The sequence below is a fragment of the Streptomyces sp. NBC_00083 genome, from assembly GCF_026343295.1.
Lineage (GTDB): Bacteria > Actinomycetota > Actinomycetes > Streptomycetales > Streptomycetaceae > Streptomyces.
In genome coordinates this window covers 662,529-675,647 of the sequence record NZ_JAPELY010000002.1, presented here as the reverse complement: position 1 = coordinate 675,647, position 13,119 = coordinate 662,529, and the positions used below count along the sequence as shown (strand labels likewise).

16 protein-coding genes are annotated in these 13,119 nt (G+C 73.2%); 9 read left to right on the top strand and 7 right to left on the bottom strand.

Annotated features, from left to right (window positions below):
* The first annotated feature begins 122 nt into the window (after window positions 1-122).
* On the top strand, window positions 123-788 hold the full coding sequence (locus OOJ98_RS19505; RefSeq protein ID WP_267056206.1) for an O-methyltransferase: 666 nt from the start codon (window positions 123-125) through the stop codon (window positions 786-788).
* A gap of 161 nt (window positions 789-949) precedes the next feature.
* On the opposite strand, the gene OOJ98_RS19500 is transcribed toward OOJ98_RS19505, so the two are convergent.
* On the bottom strand, window positions 950-1,117 hold the full coding sequence (locus OOJ98_RS19500; protein ID WP_003966491.1) for a DUF3117 domain-containing protein: 168 nt from the start codon (window positions 1,115-1,117) through the stop codon (window positions 950-952).
* 320 nt (window positions 1,118-1,437) lie between these two features.
* Between OOJ98_RS19500 and OOJ98_RS19495 the strand changes: the two genes are divergently transcribed.
* Complete coding sequence (locus tag OOJ98_RS19495; RefSeq protein WP_267056205.1) at window positions 1,438-2,238, top strand: enoyl-CoA hydratase/isomerase family protein; 801 nt, start codon at window positions 1,438-1,440, stop codon at window positions 2,236-2,238.
* 27 nt (window positions 2,239-2,265) lie between these two features.
* On the opposite strand, the gene OOJ98_RS19490 is transcribed toward OOJ98_RS19495, so the two are convergent.
* Together OOJ98_RS19490 and OOJ98_RS19485 are read right to left on the bottom strand one after the other, a co-directional pair.
* Window positions 2,266-2,847 carry a DNA-3-methyladenine glycosylase I gene (locus tag OOJ98_RS19490; protein WP_267056204.1) on the bottom strand — a complete coding sequence of 194 codons (582 nt, stop codon included), beginning with the start codon at window positions 2,845-2,847 and terminating at the stop codon, window positions 2,266-2,268.
* Window positions 2,844-3,329, bottom strand: coding sequence for a hypothetical protein (locus OOJ98_RS19485; RefSeq protein ID WP_267056203.1), 486 nt, complete (start codon window positions 3,327-3,329; stop codon window positions 2,844-2,846). The genes OOJ98_RS19490 and OOJ98_RS19485 overlap by 4 nt, the downstream gene beginning before the upstream one ends.
* Window positions 3,330-3,441: 112 nt before the next feature.
* Between OOJ98_RS19485 and folP the strand changes: the two genes are divergently transcribed.
* On the top strand, window positions 3,442-4,326 hold the full coding sequence (gene folP, locus OOJ98_RS19480; protein ID WP_267056202.1) for a dihydropteroate synthase: 885 nt from the start codon (window positions 3,442-3,444) through the stop codon (window positions 4,324-4,326).
* Between the two features lie 28 nt (window positions 4,327-4,354).
* Here folP and OOJ98_RS19475 read toward each other — a convergent pair whose 3' ends face one another.
* Window positions 4,355-5,113, bottom strand: a complete 759-nt coding sequence (locus OOJ98_RS19475) for a TIGR00730 family Rossman fold protein (protein WP_267056201.1) — start codon at window positions 5,111-5,113, stop codon at window positions 4,355-4,357.
* A 146-nt stretch (window positions 5,114-5,259) separates the two neighbouring features.
* Entirely contained in the window at window positions 5,260-6,339 is a 1,080-nt protein-coding gene (gene dapE / locus OOJ98_RS19470; protein WP_267056200.1) for a succinyl-diaminopimelate desuccinylase, read from the bottom strand.
* A gap of 49 nt (window positions 6,340-6,388) precedes the next feature.
* On the opposite strand from dapE, the gene OOJ98_RS19465 reads away from it, so the two are divergent.
* Together OOJ98_RS19465 and OOJ98_RS19460 are read left to right on the top strand one after the other, a co-directional pair.
* Window positions 6,389-7,369: a hypothetical protein gene (locus OOJ98_RS19465; protein ID WP_267057030.1), complete on the top strand. Its 981-nt coding sequence runs from the start codon at window positions 6,389-6,391 to the stop codon at window positions 7,367-7,369.
* 300 nt (window positions 7,370-7,669) lie between these two features.
* On the top strand, window positions 7,670-8,113 hold the full coding sequence (locus OOJ98_RS19460; RefSeq protein ID WP_267056199.1) for an ATP-binding protein: 444 nt from the start codon (window positions 7,670-7,672) through the stop codon (window positions 8,111-8,113).
* 71 nt (window positions 8,114-8,184) lie between these two features.
* Here OOJ98_RS19460 and dapC read toward each other — a convergent pair whose 3' ends face one another.
* Together dapC and fdxA are read right to left on the bottom strand one after the other, a co-directional pair.
* Window positions 8,185-9,282 carry a succinyldiaminopimelate transaminase gene (gene dapC / locus OOJ98_RS19455; RefSeq protein WP_267056198.1) on the bottom strand — a complete coding sequence of 366 codons (1,098 nt, stop codon included), beginning with the start codon at window positions 9,280-9,282 and terminating at the stop codon, window positions 8,185-8,187.
* A gap of 100 nt (window positions 9,283-9,382) precedes the next feature.
* Window positions 9,383-9,703, bottom strand: coding sequence for a ferredoxin (gene fdxA, locus OOJ98_RS19450; RefSeq protein WP_018845645.1), 321 nt, complete (start codon window positions 9,701-9,703; stop codon window positions 9,383-9,385).
* A 141-nt stretch (window positions 9,704-9,844) separates the two neighbouring features.
* On the opposite strand from fdxA, the gene OOJ98_RS19445 reads away from it, so the two are divergent.
* From OOJ98_RS19445 to OOJ98_RS19430, 4 genes are all read left to right on the top strand, one after another.
* Window positions 9,845-10,840, top strand: coding sequence for a GNAT family N-acetyltransferase (locus OOJ98_RS19445; RefSeq protein WP_267056197.1), 996 nt, complete (start codon window positions 9,845-9,847; stop codon window positions 10,838-10,840).
* Window positions 10,841-10,857: 17 nt separating this feature from the next.
* A complete protein-coding gene (locus OOJ98_RS19440; RefSeq protein WP_267056196.1) occupies window positions 10,858-11,688 on the top strand; it encodes a transglutaminase-like domain-containing protein in 831 nt (276 codons plus the stop codon).
* 67 nt (window positions 11,689-11,755) lie between these two features.
* A complete protein-coding gene (locus OOJ98_RS19435; RefSeq protein ID WP_267056195.1) occupies window positions 11,756-12,406 on the top strand; it encodes a C39 family peptidase in 651 nt (216 codons plus the stop codon).
* A 173-nt stretch (window positions 12,407-12,579) separates the two neighbouring features.
* A complete protein-coding gene (locus OOJ98_RS19430; protein WP_267056194.1) occupies window positions 12,580-13,071 on the top strand; it encodes a hypothetical protein in 492 nt (163 codons plus the stop codon).
* Window positions 13,072-13,119: the final 48 nt, after the last annotated feature.

Genomic DNA, 13,119 nt, shown 5'->3' with positions numbered 1-13,119 from the left:
TTTGGGGACGGCTTCCGCCCCTCTTCCGTGATCGCGACCATGTGCTCCCCCCGCGGTTCCCCTGTCCTGCATAACGCGCGGTCCCATCTGCGGGTTCCCGACTCCAGCGGATACAGTCACCGTTGCGCCAACCAAGGGGACAGGAGAGGGCCATTACCGCCAACCGGCAGACGAGCTGGGCGTTCGCCGACGCCTTTGTCGCCGAGGACGACGCGCTGCGCTGGGCCCGTGACCGGGCCCGGGAGGCAGGCCTGCGTTCGGTGTCCCCGGGGACGGGCGCCGCACTGCGTCTGCTCGCTGCCACGGCGGACGCCAAGGCGGTCGCGGAGATCGGCACGGGGACCGGCGTCTCCGGCATCTATCTGCTGCAAGGGCTGCGGCCGGACGGCGTGCTGACCACCGTCGACCCGGAGCCGGAGCGCCAGCAGTTCGCCAAGCAGGCGTTCCGCGCCGCGGGCTTCGCCACGAACCGGGCCCGCTTCATCCCCGGCCGCGCCCTCGACGTCCTGCCGAGACTCGCGGACGGCGGCTACGACCTGGTGTTCTGCGACGGTGACCGCATGGAGTCCCTCGACGTGCTCGCTGAATCGTTGCGCCTGCTGCGGCCCGGCGGAATCGTCTGTTTCGAGGGCGTCTTCGCGGACGGCCGCACCGTCGACTCCGCGGCCCAGCCGCCGGAGGTCCTGCGGCTGCGGGAGCTGCTGCGCTCGGTGCGCGAGAGCCCCGAGCTGGTGGCGTCCCTGCTGCCGGTCGGCGACGGTCTGCTCTGCGCCGTGCGCCGCGGCTGACCCGGCGCCCTCACGCCCCGGGCCCGCCGGGACCGTCCGGCCCCTGCCGCACTCACCACACCCGCAGCGCCCGCCCCCACGCACAACACCGCCCCGGCACGGCATGCACGATCGTGCACACCGAACCGGGGCGGTGAAGAGTCTGCGTCGGACCCGCTAACTCAGCCGACGACCTTCTTGAGGGCATCGCCGAGCGCATCGGCCTCGTCCGGAGTCAGCTCGACGACTAGCCGACCGCCGCCTTCGAGCGGAACGCGCATGACAATGCCCCGCCCCTCCTTGGTCACCTCGAGCGGGCCGTCGCCCGTCCGCGGCTTCATGGCCGCCATGCTCGTTCCCCTTCCTGAAACCAGCTCATCGTCAGCCGACGGCCCCCGGGATTGGGTACGCGTCACGGCATCGAACACATTGCTTCCAGGTCATTATCCCGCATCCCAGGACCCGATGACCAACATCGGTCCGCATCGCTTGCGCAACGCGCTCTATCAAAACCACACAATTCGGCGATCCGCCTGCGATACTTCGCCGCCGCCGGATCCCCCCGGCACCCGGATTGTTTGACGCAGGTCACATGCCCGGCCGCCGTGATCTCCGCCATGCTGAGCGGATACGACGACGAAGCAGCATCCGCGACGGAGGGGATCCCACCATGGCCGACACCGTGCTCTACGAGGTGAGCGACGGGCTCGCGACGATCACGATCAACCGGCCCGAGGCCATGAACGCGATGAACACCGAGGCGAAGGTCGCGCTCCGCGAGGCGGTACGCTCCGCCGCCGCGGATCCCGCGGTGCGCGCCGTGCTGCTCACCGCGGCCGGCCGGGCGTTCTGCGTCGGCCAGGACCTCAAGGAGCACGTCGCCTCGCTGACCGCGGACCGCGAGGCCGGCACCGGGCAGACCATGAGCACCGTGCGCGAGCACTACAACCCGATCCTGACGGCGCTCACCGGGATGCCGAAGCCCGTGGTGGCGGGCGTCAACGGCGTGGCGGCGGGGGCCGGACTCGGCTTCGCGCTGGCGGCGGACTACCGGGTGGTCGCGGACACCGCCGCGTTCAACACCTCGTTCGCGGGCGTCGCCCTGACCGCCGACTCGGGTGTCTCATGGACCCTGCCGCGCCTGATCGGCCAGTCCCGCGCCGCCGATCTGCTGCTGTTCCCGCGCTCGATCTCCGCGCAGGAGGCGTACGAGATCGGCCTGGTCAACAAGGTCGTACCGGCCGACGAGCTGGCCGCGCAGGCCCTCGCGGTGGCCCGCACCCTGGCCGGGGGCCCCACGGTGGCGTACGGCGCCCTGAAGGCCTCCCTGGCGTACGGCGCGGGCCACACGCTCGCCGAGGCGCTGGAGAAGGAGGACGAGCTCCAGGCGAAGGCGGGTGCCTCCGAGGACCACGCCATCGCGGTGGCCGCGTTCCTCGCCAAGGAGAAGCCGAAGTACGTCGGCCGCTGAGCGGACCGGCCGGGGCCGGGGCGGTGCTCAGGCGGCGCCCCGTGCCACGCAGTCGGCGAGGTGGTCGTCGACCAGGCCGCACGCCTGCATCAGGGCGTACGCCGTGGTCGGGCCGATGAAGCGCAGGCCGCGCTTCTTCAGGGCCTTCGACAGGGCCGTCGACTCGTCGGTGACGGCCGGGACGTCGGCGAGGGTGCGGGGGGCCGGGCGGGTGGCCGGGTCCGGCGCGTACGACCAGATGAGGGCGGTGAGCTCGCCCGGTGACCAGGCGGCGAGCGCCTGCGCGTTGGCGACGGTCGCCTCGATCTTGAGGCGGTTGCGGATGATGCCCGTGTCGCCGAGGAGCCGCTCCTTGTCGGCGTCGGTGAACTCCGCGACCGCCGCGATCTCGAAGTCGGCGAAGGCGCGCCGGAAGCCCTCGCGGCGGCGCAGGATCGTGATCCAGGAGAGCCCGGACTGGAAGGCCTCCAGGCTGAGCCGTTCGTACAGCGCGTCGTCGCCGTGGACCGGGCGGCCCCACTCGGTGTCGTGGTACGCCACGTAGTCCTCGGTGGACAGCCCCCAGGGGCAGCGCAGCCGCCCGTCGGGGCCGGGCACGGCCCCGCTCATCGCCGCGGCTCCTCGTCGGACGGCCCGCTCGCGCCGGGATCCGCATCGGGCCGGTGGGGTTCGGGCGCGGCGAAGGGATTCGGCTCGGGCGCGGCGAAGGGGTTCGGTTCGGGCGCGAGCCGCTGCGGCTCGGGGGCGAACGGGTGCGGCTGGGGGTCCTGGGCGCCCGCGACGGCCGCGGGGCGGCCCCCGGCGGCGGCCGACTGGAGCTCGGCGATCCGCGCGTCGCGCTCGGCGAGCTCCGCGCCGAGGCGGCTCAGCACGTCGTCCACGTCGGCCATCCGGTAGCCGCGCAGGACCACCGGGAGGCGCAGCCCCTCCACGTCGGCCCGGCCCACCGGGCGGTGTTCGGGCAGCGGGTCGACCAAGTTCTCCGGCTCGGCCTCGGGCAGCACCGCGGCGTCGTCCCCGCCGCCGCCCACCACGGCGAGGGTCACGGCGGTGACCACGACGACCATCGCGATCAGCAAGAACCAGAACACGAGCGAGCCTCTTCCCGACGCCGGAAACTGTCGGGTCCGATCGTGCCATGCGGCACTGACAGTTAGGGTCGCAGGCGGACAACGGCCCGGACCACAGCAAAGGACACAGGGGATGCACAGCGGAACGGACCGCGGCACGCTGCGGCTTGGCCGGCGCGAATTCGGCGCGGACGAACCGGTGATCATGGCGATCGTGAACCGGACCCCCGACTCCTTCTACGACCAGGGCGCGACCTTCCACGACGAACCCGCGCTGGCCCGCGTGGAGCAGGCGGTCGCCGAGGGCGCGGCCATCATCGACATCGGCGGGGTGAAGGCGGGCCCCGGCGAGGAGGTCACGGCCGAGGAGGAGGCGCGGCGCACCGTGGGGTTCGTCGCCGAGGTCCGCAAGAGGTTCCCCGAGGTCGTCATCAGCGTGGACACCTGGCGGCACGACGTCGGCGCGGCGGTCTGCGAGGCCGGGGCCGATGTCCTCAACGACGCCTGGGGCGGCGTCGATCCGAAGCTCGCCGAGGTCGCGGCGCGCTACGGCGCGGGCCTCGTCTGCACCCACGCGGGCGGCGTGGAGCCGCGCACCCGGCCGCACCGGATCGCGTACGACGACGTGATGGCGGACATCCTGCGGGTCACGGTCGGCCTGGCCGAGCGGGCGGCGGAGCTGGGGGTGCGGCCGGACGGGATCATGATCGACCCCGGGCACGACTTCGGGAAGAACACCCGGCACAGCCTGGAGGCGACGCGGCGTTTGGAGGAGATGACCGACACCGGGTGGCCGGTCCTGGTCTCGCTCTCCAACAAGGACTTCGTCGGCGAGACCCTCGACCGGCCGGTGAAGGAGCGGCTGATCGGGACACTGGCGACGACGGCGGTCTCCGCGTGGCTCGGCGCCCGGATCTACCGGGTGCACGAGGTGGCACAGACCCGTCAGGTCCTCGACATGGTCGCCTCGATCGCGGGCCACCGCGCGCCGGCGGTGGCCCGTCGGGGCCTGGCCTGAGGCCCGGCCCCGGGCGGGCCGCCGGGTCCTAGTGGCCCGTCTCCTTGGTGACGAGGGCGACGGCCTCGTCCACGTCGTCGGTGACGTGGAAGAGCAGCAGGTCGCCCTCGGACGCCTTGCCCTGGGCGATCACGGTGGTGCGCAGCCAGTCCACGAGGCCGCCCCAGTACTCCGTGCCGAACAGCACGATCGGGAAGCGGGTGACCTTGCGGGTCTGCACCAGGGTCAGCGCCTCGAACAGCTCGTCCAGGGTGCCGAGTCCGCCCGGCAGCACCACGAAGCCCTGTGCGTACTTGACGAACATGGTCTTGCGGACGAAGAAGTAGCGGAAGTTGATCCCGATGTCGACGTGCGGGTTGAGCCCCTGCTCGAAGGGGAGCTCGATGCCGAGGCCGACGGAGACGCCGTTGCCCTCGCGCGCGCCCCTGTTCGCGGCCTCCATCGCGCCGGGGCCGCCGCCGGTGATCACGGCGAAGCCCGCGTCGACCAGGGCCCGTCCGATCCGTACGCCCGCCTCGTACTCGGGCGAGCCGGCCGGCGTACGGGCCGAGCCGAACACGCTGATCGCGCTGGGCAGTTCGGCCAGGGCGCCGAAGCCCTCGACGAACTCCGACTGGATGCGCATGACCCGCCAGGGGTCGGTGTGCACCCACTGGGAGTCGCCCTCGGTGTCCAGGAGGCGCTGGTCCGTGGTGCCGGCCTGCACCTGATCGCGGCGGCGCAGTACCGGGCCGAGCCGCTGCTCTAGCCGCTGCTCCGCCGGAAATGCTCCCTCGGGGTTGGCCATGCCGTGCTCCCTCCGCTGACGATGTTGCGCGTGCTCAGCCAGGGTAGGTCGGTCAACGTGACGAATGGCGGAATTCCGGCAGGCCACGCCCCTTGCGAACCCCTGAACTGTGCGGTGCCCCGCGTCCGGCGGGGCGCCGCGCGCGCTCAGTCGGTCAGCCAGGACCGCAGCCGCTGCTCGCACTGGGTGATCCGCTCGACGGCGACGTGCTCGTCCCGCTTGTGGGCCAGGAGGGCGTCACCGGGGCCGTAGTTGACGGCGGGGACGCCGAGGTCGCCGAAGCGCGAGACGTCGGTCCAGCCGAACTTGGGCCGCGCGGTGCCGCCGACCGCCGCCATGAAGGCGGCCGCCGCGGGGTGCGAGAGGCCGGGCAGCGCGGCCCCGGAGTGGTCGTCCACGACGAACTCGGCGATGTCGCAGTCGGCGAAGACCTCGCGGACGTGGGCCAGCGCCTGGTCGCCGCTGAGGTCGGGCGCGTACCGGTAGTTGACGGTGACCGTGCACGCGTCCGGGATCACGTTGCCGGCGACGCCGCCCTCGATCCGTACCGCGTTGAGGCCCTCGTGGTACTCCAGGCCGTCGATCACCGGCCGGCGCGGCTCGTAGGCGGCCAGCTTCGCGAGGATGGGGGCGGCCGTGTGGATGGCGTTCGACCCCATCCAGCTGCGCGCGGAGTGGGCCCGCTCGCCCTTGGTCGTCAGCAGGACCCGCAGGGTGCCCTGGCAGCCGCCCTCGACCTCGGTGTCGGAGGGTTCGAGGAGCACCGCGAAGTCGCCGGCCAGCCACTCGGGGTGGGCGTCGGCGATCCTGCCGAGGCCGTTGAGGTGCGCCGCGACCTCCTCGTTGTCGTAGAACACGAAGGTGAGGTCCCGGTTGGGCGCGGTCACCGTCTGCGCGATCCGCAGCTGCACCGCCACGCCCGACTTCATGTCGCTCGTTCCGCAGCCCCACAGGATGCCGTGGTCGTCGAGGCGGGAGGGCACGTTGTCGGCGATCGGCACCGTGTCGATGTGCCCGGCCAGGATGATCCGCTCGGCCCGGCCCAGATCGGTGCGGGCCACGATGTTGTTGCCGTACCGGTCGACGGTGAGGTGCGCCAGCTTGCGCAGCTCGCGCTCGATGGCGTCCGCCAGCGGCTGCTCCTCGCCGCTCACGGAGGCGAAGTCGACGAGGCGTGCGGTGAGCGTGGGCGCGTCGGCGGTGAGATCCAGGGTGGTGGTGGCCATGCGCCCGACCCTAACTCGCTCGTCGGACCTGCCTTCGCGCTCCAGTACGGTGGGCCCCGTGTCCGAGCCCATCGACCTCCCGCGCCCCACCCGTCGCGGCCGCCTCCTGCGTGTCGGGGCGGCCTTCGCCGTGCTGCTGGCGGTCGCCGGTTATGTGGTGGTGCAGTACCTGAGCGGGGGTCCCGGCGCCCCGGGCTGTGTGGCGGGCACGGGCGACGGGCAGGGCTCGGCGTTCGCGCTCAGCCCCGAGCAGGCGCGCAACGCCGCGACGATCACGGCGGTCGGCACCTCGCGCGGGATGCCGGAGCGGGCGGTGACGATCGCCCTTGCCACCGCCCTCCAGGAGTCCGGGCTGCGCAACCTCGACCACGGCGACCGCGACTCGCTCGGCCTGTTCCAGCAGCGGCCCTCGATGGGCTGGGGCACCGCGGAGCAGATCATGGACCCGGTGTACTCGGCCGGGAAGTTCTACCAGCACCTCGCCGAGGTTCCGGGCTACTCGCGGCTTCCGCTGACGGTGGCGGCGCAGGAGGTGCAGCGCAGCGCCTTCCCGCAGGCGTACGCCAAGCACGAGCCGGACGCGACGGTGCTGATGGCCGCGCTGACCGGCCGCGAGTCGGCCGCGCTGACCTGCAGGGTGGCCAAGGAGGCCGAGCCGGGTGATCCGGCGCGGGTGCGCGAGGAGCTGCGGCTGGTCTTCGGTGACGGCGTGGTGGAGGCGCGGCAGCCCGCGGCCGCGGCGCGCGACGTCGTCGTGCCGGTGCGGGTCACCGACGGCGCGGCGGCCTCGGGGACCGGCCGGGACCAGCGCGGCTGGGCGCTCGCGCACTGGGCGGTGGCACAGGCCGAGGAGCTGCACATCGCGCGAGTCTCCTACGCGGGCCGCGTCTGGAGCGCCGAGGACTCGGCGGACGGCTGGTCCGCCGCGCCCGCCACCCGGGCGGCCTCCGCGTCGGCCACCGAGGGCGGCGGGGCCCGGGGCGGGACACAGGGCGGGGCACAAGAGGTACGGATCACCCTCGCGTCCTAACCGGGCACCCGTTCGTCCGGGCACTCGTCCGGGGGGCGGCGCCACGCCCGTCACCGTGTTTCGCACCCGCGTCCGGACGCCGACACGGAAAATCGTCCATTCCCTTGCGGGAAAAGGGATCTGACGTCACGTCAGGTATCGCGGGTACGCTTCATTTGCCCGTTTTTATCCAGAGTAGATAATGCGACGCATTGCGAACTCTTTACCCCGGCCCACCGCAACCTCTCCTCCCCTCATGGCGGTTGTCACTGCGTCCAACGCCGGACAGCGACACATTTCCAACCCGTCTGAAGGAGCATCATGTCCCTCCCCCTGACCCGTCGGATCGCCCGCGCCGCGCTGCTCATCGCGGCAGGTGCAGCGCCCGTGGTCGGTGCGGCCGGCTCCGCAAGCGCCGTTGACGTCCCGCAGGTCGCCCCGAACCTCAGCGGCCTGACCCAGATGGACCCGAGCTCGGTCAGCAACGCCGTCGACGGGGTGACCCAGAAGGCCACCACCATGGCCGGCTCCACCGGCGCCGACGCCGTCAAGAAGGCCGTGCCGGCCGCGGGCAGGACGGTCGGCCAGACGGGCAAGGTGGCGACCCCCGCCGCGCAGAAGGCGGCCGGTGACGCGGCGGGCAGCGCGGGCGACATCCTCGGCTCGACCGCCAAGACCGCCACCCAGAGCGGCCTGCCGAGCCTGCCCACCCAGGGCGTGCCGAGCACCGACCAGCTCCCCCTGAAGAGCCTGCCGCTCGGCTGACCGGGGCGCGGGTGATGCGAAGGGGCCCGGGGAGTGCGCACTCCCCGGGCCCCTTCGCGTCCGTACGCCGTCTAGCGCGCCAAGCGCTTCACGGCCGCCTCGACGCGCTCGTCGGTCGCCGTGAACGCGACCCGCACGAACCGCTCGCCGGCCTCGCCGTAGAAGTCGCCCGGCGCCACCAGGATGCCGAGCCCGGCGAGGTGGGCCACCGTCTCCCAGCAGCCCTCGTCGCGGGTGGCCCACAGGTAGAGGCTGGCCTCGCTGTGCTCGATGCGGAAGCCGTGCCGCTCCAGCGCCTCGCGCAGGGCGGCGCGCCGGGCCGCGTACCGGGCGCGCTGCTCCTGTACGTGGACGTCGTCGCCGAGCGCCGCCACGGTGGCCGCCTGGACGGGCGCGGCGGTCATCATGCCGCCGTGCTTGCGGATCTGGAGCAGCTCGCCGAGCACCCGGGCGTCACCGGCGATGAAGGCCGCCCGGTAGCCGGCCAGGTTGGAGCGCTTGGAGAGCGAGTGGACGGCCACGATGCCGTCGAAGGTGTCGCCGCAGACGTCGGGGTGGAGCACCGAGACGGGCTCGGCCTCCCAGCCCAGCTCCAGGTAGCACTCGTCGGAGAAGACCAGCACGTCGTGCTCGCGGGCCCACGCCACGATGCGGACGAGGTCGTCCTTGGGAAGGACGCGGCCGGTCGGGTTGGACGGCGAGTTGAGCCAGAGCAGCTTCAGGCGGGTGGGGTCGAGCGTCGTCGGGTCGTCGTAGACGACGGGCTCCGCGCCGCACAGCCGCGCGCCGACCTCGTACGTCGGGTACGCGAGCCGCGGGTAGGCGACCTGGTCGCCGGCGCCGAGGCCGAGCTGGGTCGGCAGCCAGGCCACCAGCTCCTTGGAGCCGACCACGGGCAGGATGTTGGTGTGCTCGACCGAGCGCGCGCCCAGGCGCTTCTCCAGCCATCCCTTGATCGCGTCCCGCATCGCGGGCGTGCCCCACACCGTGGGATAGCCCGGCGAGTCGGCTGCCCCGGCCAGGGCCTCCTGGATGAGCGCGGGGACCGGGTCGACGGGCGTGCCGACGGACAGGTCCACGATGCCGTCCGGGTGGGCCGCGGCCGTCGCCTTGTACGGCTCCAGCTTGTCCCAGGGGAAGACGGGAAGACGTGAGGAGACTGCGCTCACGGAAGTGCTCACTTTCTCGTACGTACGGTGCTGCGGCGGTGCCGGGAAACACCACGGCCCCGTACGGCAGCTGAGCCGTACGGGGACCGGGGAAGCGCGATCAGCCGTTCTGCGGCGGCAGCGCTGCGATGAAGGGGTGGTCCCGCTCGATCAGGCCGAGCTTGGAGGCGCCACCGGGCGAGCCGAGCTCGTCGAAGAACTCCACGTTCGCCTTGTAGTAGTCCTTCCACTCGTCCGGGGTGTCGTCCTCGTAGAAGATCGCCTCGACCGGGCACACCGGCTCGCAGGCGCCACAGTCGACGCATTCATCCGGGTGGATGTACAAGGACCGGGAGCCCTCGTAGATGCAGTCGACCGGGCACTCTTCGATACACGCCTTGTCCTTGACGTCGACACAAGGCTGCGCGATGACGTAGGTCACGCTGTCGTTCCTCCTCGATAGGGCGCGGCGGGCCGATCTGCGGCTCCGTCCACGTGGCGCGCGGGAGCGCGGCGTCGTCGATGCCCGCACCTAGTATCTCCGGTTCGGGGCACGATCCGAACAGGAGGGGCGGAGAGACCTGTGGAATTCACCACCGGCGGACGGCTTGAGGTCCGGATTACACCGGCCGATACGGGCAAACGCGTATCAGTCCGGCGCCTGAGCTCCAGCGGAACTCCGGGCTCCTTGTTCACGGACACCGTCGGCGTCCTCGTTTCCTGGGACCTGGGTGTGTTGTCGATCACACGAAAGAGCGGTGAGACGGTGCGCATCGAGGAATCCGCTCTCGTCGCGGGCAAGGTCGTCCCCGCGGCCCCGGCCCGGCGCCGGGGACCGGCCGCCTCCTTCGCCGAGCTCGCGCCGGTCCTGGCCCGCGCCTGGCAGCCGGTGGAGAGCGAGCCGCTGGGAGAGTGGACGCTGCGCGCGGCCGACGGTTTCACCCGCCGCGCCAACTCGGCCCTCCCCCTCGGCGACCCGGGCCTCCCCCTGCCGGACGCCCTCGGCCGCGTACGGGACTGGTACGCCGCGCGGGGCCTGCCCGCCTATGTGCAGACCGCCACGGGCGCCGCGGGCACCCAGGAGCCGCTCTGCGCGGAGCTCGAACGGGCCGGCTGGGAGCGTGAGGTCAGCGCCGAGGTGCGGATCGCCGCGCTCGCGCCCATCGGCGACCTGGCGGCGGACGTCTCCCAGGTGCGCCTCGCGCGCACCGTCGACGAGGCCTGGCTGAGCCGCTACCAGCGGTCGTCCGTCCCCGGCGAGCACGTTCTGCAGGTCCTGGGCTCGGGCCCCTCGGTGTGGTTCGCCTCGGTCCCCGGCGAGGGCCCGGCGCCCGCCGCGATCGGGCGGTGCGTGGTGGACGGCCGCTGGGCCGGGTTCATGGCGGTCGAGGTCGACCCGGCGCGGCGCCGCCAGGGCCTCGCGAGCGCCGTGATGGCCGCCCTGGCCCGCAGGGCCCTGGACGAGGGCGCCTCCGCGGCCTGGCTCCAGGTCGAGACGGACAACGAGGGCGCCCGCGCCCTCTACGACGGCCTCGGCTTCGCGACGCACCACAGCTACCACCACTTCCGGTCCCGCTGACCGGGTACGAGGGCGACATGGAACCGGAAGACACCGACTGGCGGCGGGAGTTCGCCGACCAGGCCCGCGCCGAGCGCCCCGATGTGGCGACGCTCTGCCTGCTGCTCGGCGCGGTCGCCGACCCGCCGCTCGGCCGCCGCGGCATCGACGCCGCCCACATCGAACTCGACCGCCTCGCGGGGCTGCTCCCCTTCGGCCTCACCGGGCCCCGCGCCTGGGCCGGGGCGCTGGCCGCCCTCCTGGGCGGCGAGTGCGGGTTCCGGGGCACCGCCCACGACTACGAGCGTCTCGAATCGTCCCTGCTGCACGAGGTGCTGCGGCGCCGGCGCGGCCTGCCCATCCTGCTCTCGGTGGTGTGGATCGAGGTCGCCCGGCGGGCCGGCGCCCCGGTGTACGGGGTGGCGCTGCCCGGCCACTTCGTGGTGGGCTTCGGCCCGCCCGAGGAGCGAGTCCTGGCCGATCCGTTCGACGGGGGACGCCTCCTCGACCCGGACGACGCGGAGATCCTGGTGGCCGGCGCGACGGGCGCGCCCCTGGAGGAGTCGATGCTGAGCCCGGCCGCGCCGCTCGACATCGTGCTGCGCGTCCTGAACAACATCCGCGCGTGGGCCGCGGCCCGCCCGGAGCACAGCGCCGTCGCCCTGTGGGCCGTGGAGCTCTCCCTCCTGCTGCCCGCGCACCCGGCGAGGCTGCGCTACGAACGTGCCGAACTCCTGGTCCAGCGGGGCGACTTCGTGGCCGGCGCCGCCGAACTCGACGAGTACGCCGCTGTGGTGGAGCCGGTGGAGCCGGCCGTCGCGGAGACGGTCCGGCGCCGGGCACGCGCGGCGCGGGCCATGCTGAACTGATCCGGCCGGTCCACCCCGTGCCGCCCGGTCCGCCCCGGTCCGCGTTCCGCCGCTTAGGGTCGTGATCATGACCGACCGCCGTGCGCCCAGGACCGTCCACCCCGTCCCGTACCACGCCCAGTGGGCCTCGCCCGAGCTGGTGGAGGCGATCGTCGGCGGGACGCTCGACGCTGCCGAGGACCCGCTGTGGCGCGCCTACGGCGCGGAGAGCCGCGAGGAGTACGCCTGGTGGTCGTGGCGGCTGTGCGGGGTGGCGTGCCTGCGGATGGCCCTGGAGTACTGGCAGGGCTCGGCGCCCACCGCGATGGAGCTCGCGCGCGAGTGCGTGGCGGCGGGGGCGTACGTGCGCCGCGGCGACGGCCTCGACGGCCTGATCTACGCCCCGTTCGCGGCGTACGCCCAGGAACGCTGGGGTCTGCGGGCGGCGGCGCGCCCTCACCTGCCCCTCGCCGAGCTGCGCCGTCTGATCGAGGCCGGGCACCTCCTGCTGCTCTCGGTCCACCCCTCGATCCGCGAGCCGGCACCGGCCCCGGAACGCCGGGGCGGCCACCTGGTCCTGGCGGTGGGGGCGAGTGAGGACACCCTGGTCTTCCACAACCCGTCCGGCTTCAAGGGCCGCTCCCAGGAGTACGTCTCCATCGGGTGGGCGGAGCTCGACCGGTTCTACGCCGGGCGCGGCGTGGTGCTGGGTCCCGGCACCGGTCGCCCGGAGCACTGAACCGCGACATCCGGCCAATGTGGGCGCGCGCCCGGAAAACCCTGCCCGAACGGCGGCCAGCGGTCACAATCTGTTGACGCTCCCCCAACAGGCCGTGCCACACCACCTGTTGACGTGAGCACCCTCAGTACCGCTCTGTCCCGCTCCATGCCACCGCTACGCCGGGAGTCCCCTTGTCACGCCTCAGACCCATAGCCGCCCGTCTGGCCCCCGCCCTGCTCCTGCCGCTCCTCGCCGGTCTGGGCCTGGCGGCGCCCGCGCACGCCGACGCCGCGCAGGCCGACCTCTCCGTCGCGCTCGACGTGTCGCCCCACGGGCTCGCCATCAACGCGGCCACGTTCAGCGCCCGCGTCACCAACACCGGCCCCTCCGACGCCGCCGCGGCCCACGTGTGGTTCAGCTATCCGGCCGGTTTCACGGCGCCGTCCGCGCCGGGCTGCACCCTCGACAGGGCGAACCGGACCGCGGTGTGCTCGCTCGGCGCGATCGCGTCCGGCGCGACCGTCACCAAGAAGCTGACCCTGCACGCCGGGCTCCTGACGATGAGCGGCAACCTGCCCGTCACGGCGGCCCTGGTCGACCTGGCCCCCGCCGACCCGGACCCGGGCAACAACTCGGCGGTCCGCGTCTGTTCGGCCCTCACCCTGCTCCTGGTGAGCTGCTGAGACACGTTCCGGCCGGTGGGCCTCCCCCACCGGCCGCACCGGCGGTGC

What these genes read in the sequence shown, in the direction of transcription:
- dapE (WP_267056200.1), bottom strand. Translation starts at nt 6,339, where the DNA reads ATGGCCACCACCACCCTGGATCTCACCGCCGACGCGCCCACGCTCACC.
- OOJ98_RS19490 (WP_267056204.1), bottom strand. Translation starts at nt 2,847, where the DNA reads ATGAGCGGGGCCGTGCCCGGCCCCGACGGGCGGCTGCGCTGCCCCTGG.
- OOJ98_RS19475 (WP_267056201.1), bottom strand. Translation starts at nt 5,113, where the DNA reads ATGGCCAACCCCGAGGGAGCATTTCCGGCGGAGCAGCGGCTAGAGCAG.
- OOJ98_RS19440 (WP_267056196.1), top strand. Translation starts at nt 10,858, where the DNA reads ATGGAACCGGAAGACACCGACTGGCGGCGGGAGTTCGCCGACCAGGCC.
- OOJ98_RS19435 (WP_267056195.1), top strand. Translation starts at nt 11,756, where the DNA reads ATGACCGACCGCCGTGCGCCCAGGACCGTCCACCCCGTCCCGTACCAC.
- OOJ98_RS19495 (WP_267056205.1), top strand. Translation starts at nt 1,438, where the DNA reads ATGGCCGACACCGTGCTCTACGAGGTGAGCGACGGGCTCGCGACGATC.
- OOJ98_RS19500 (WP_003966491.1), bottom strand. Translation starts at nt 1,117, where the DNA reads ATGGCGGCCATGAAGCCGCGGACGGGCGACGGCCCGCTCGAGGTGACC.
- folP (WP_267056202.1), top strand. Translation starts at nt 3,442, where the DNA reads ATGCACAGCGGAACGGACCGCGGCACGCTGCGGCTTGGCCGGCGCGAA.
- OOJ98_RS19460 (WP_267056199.1), top strand. Translation starts at nt 7,670, where the DNA reads ATGTCCCTCCCCCTGACCCGTCGGATCGCCCGCGCCGCGCTGCTCATC.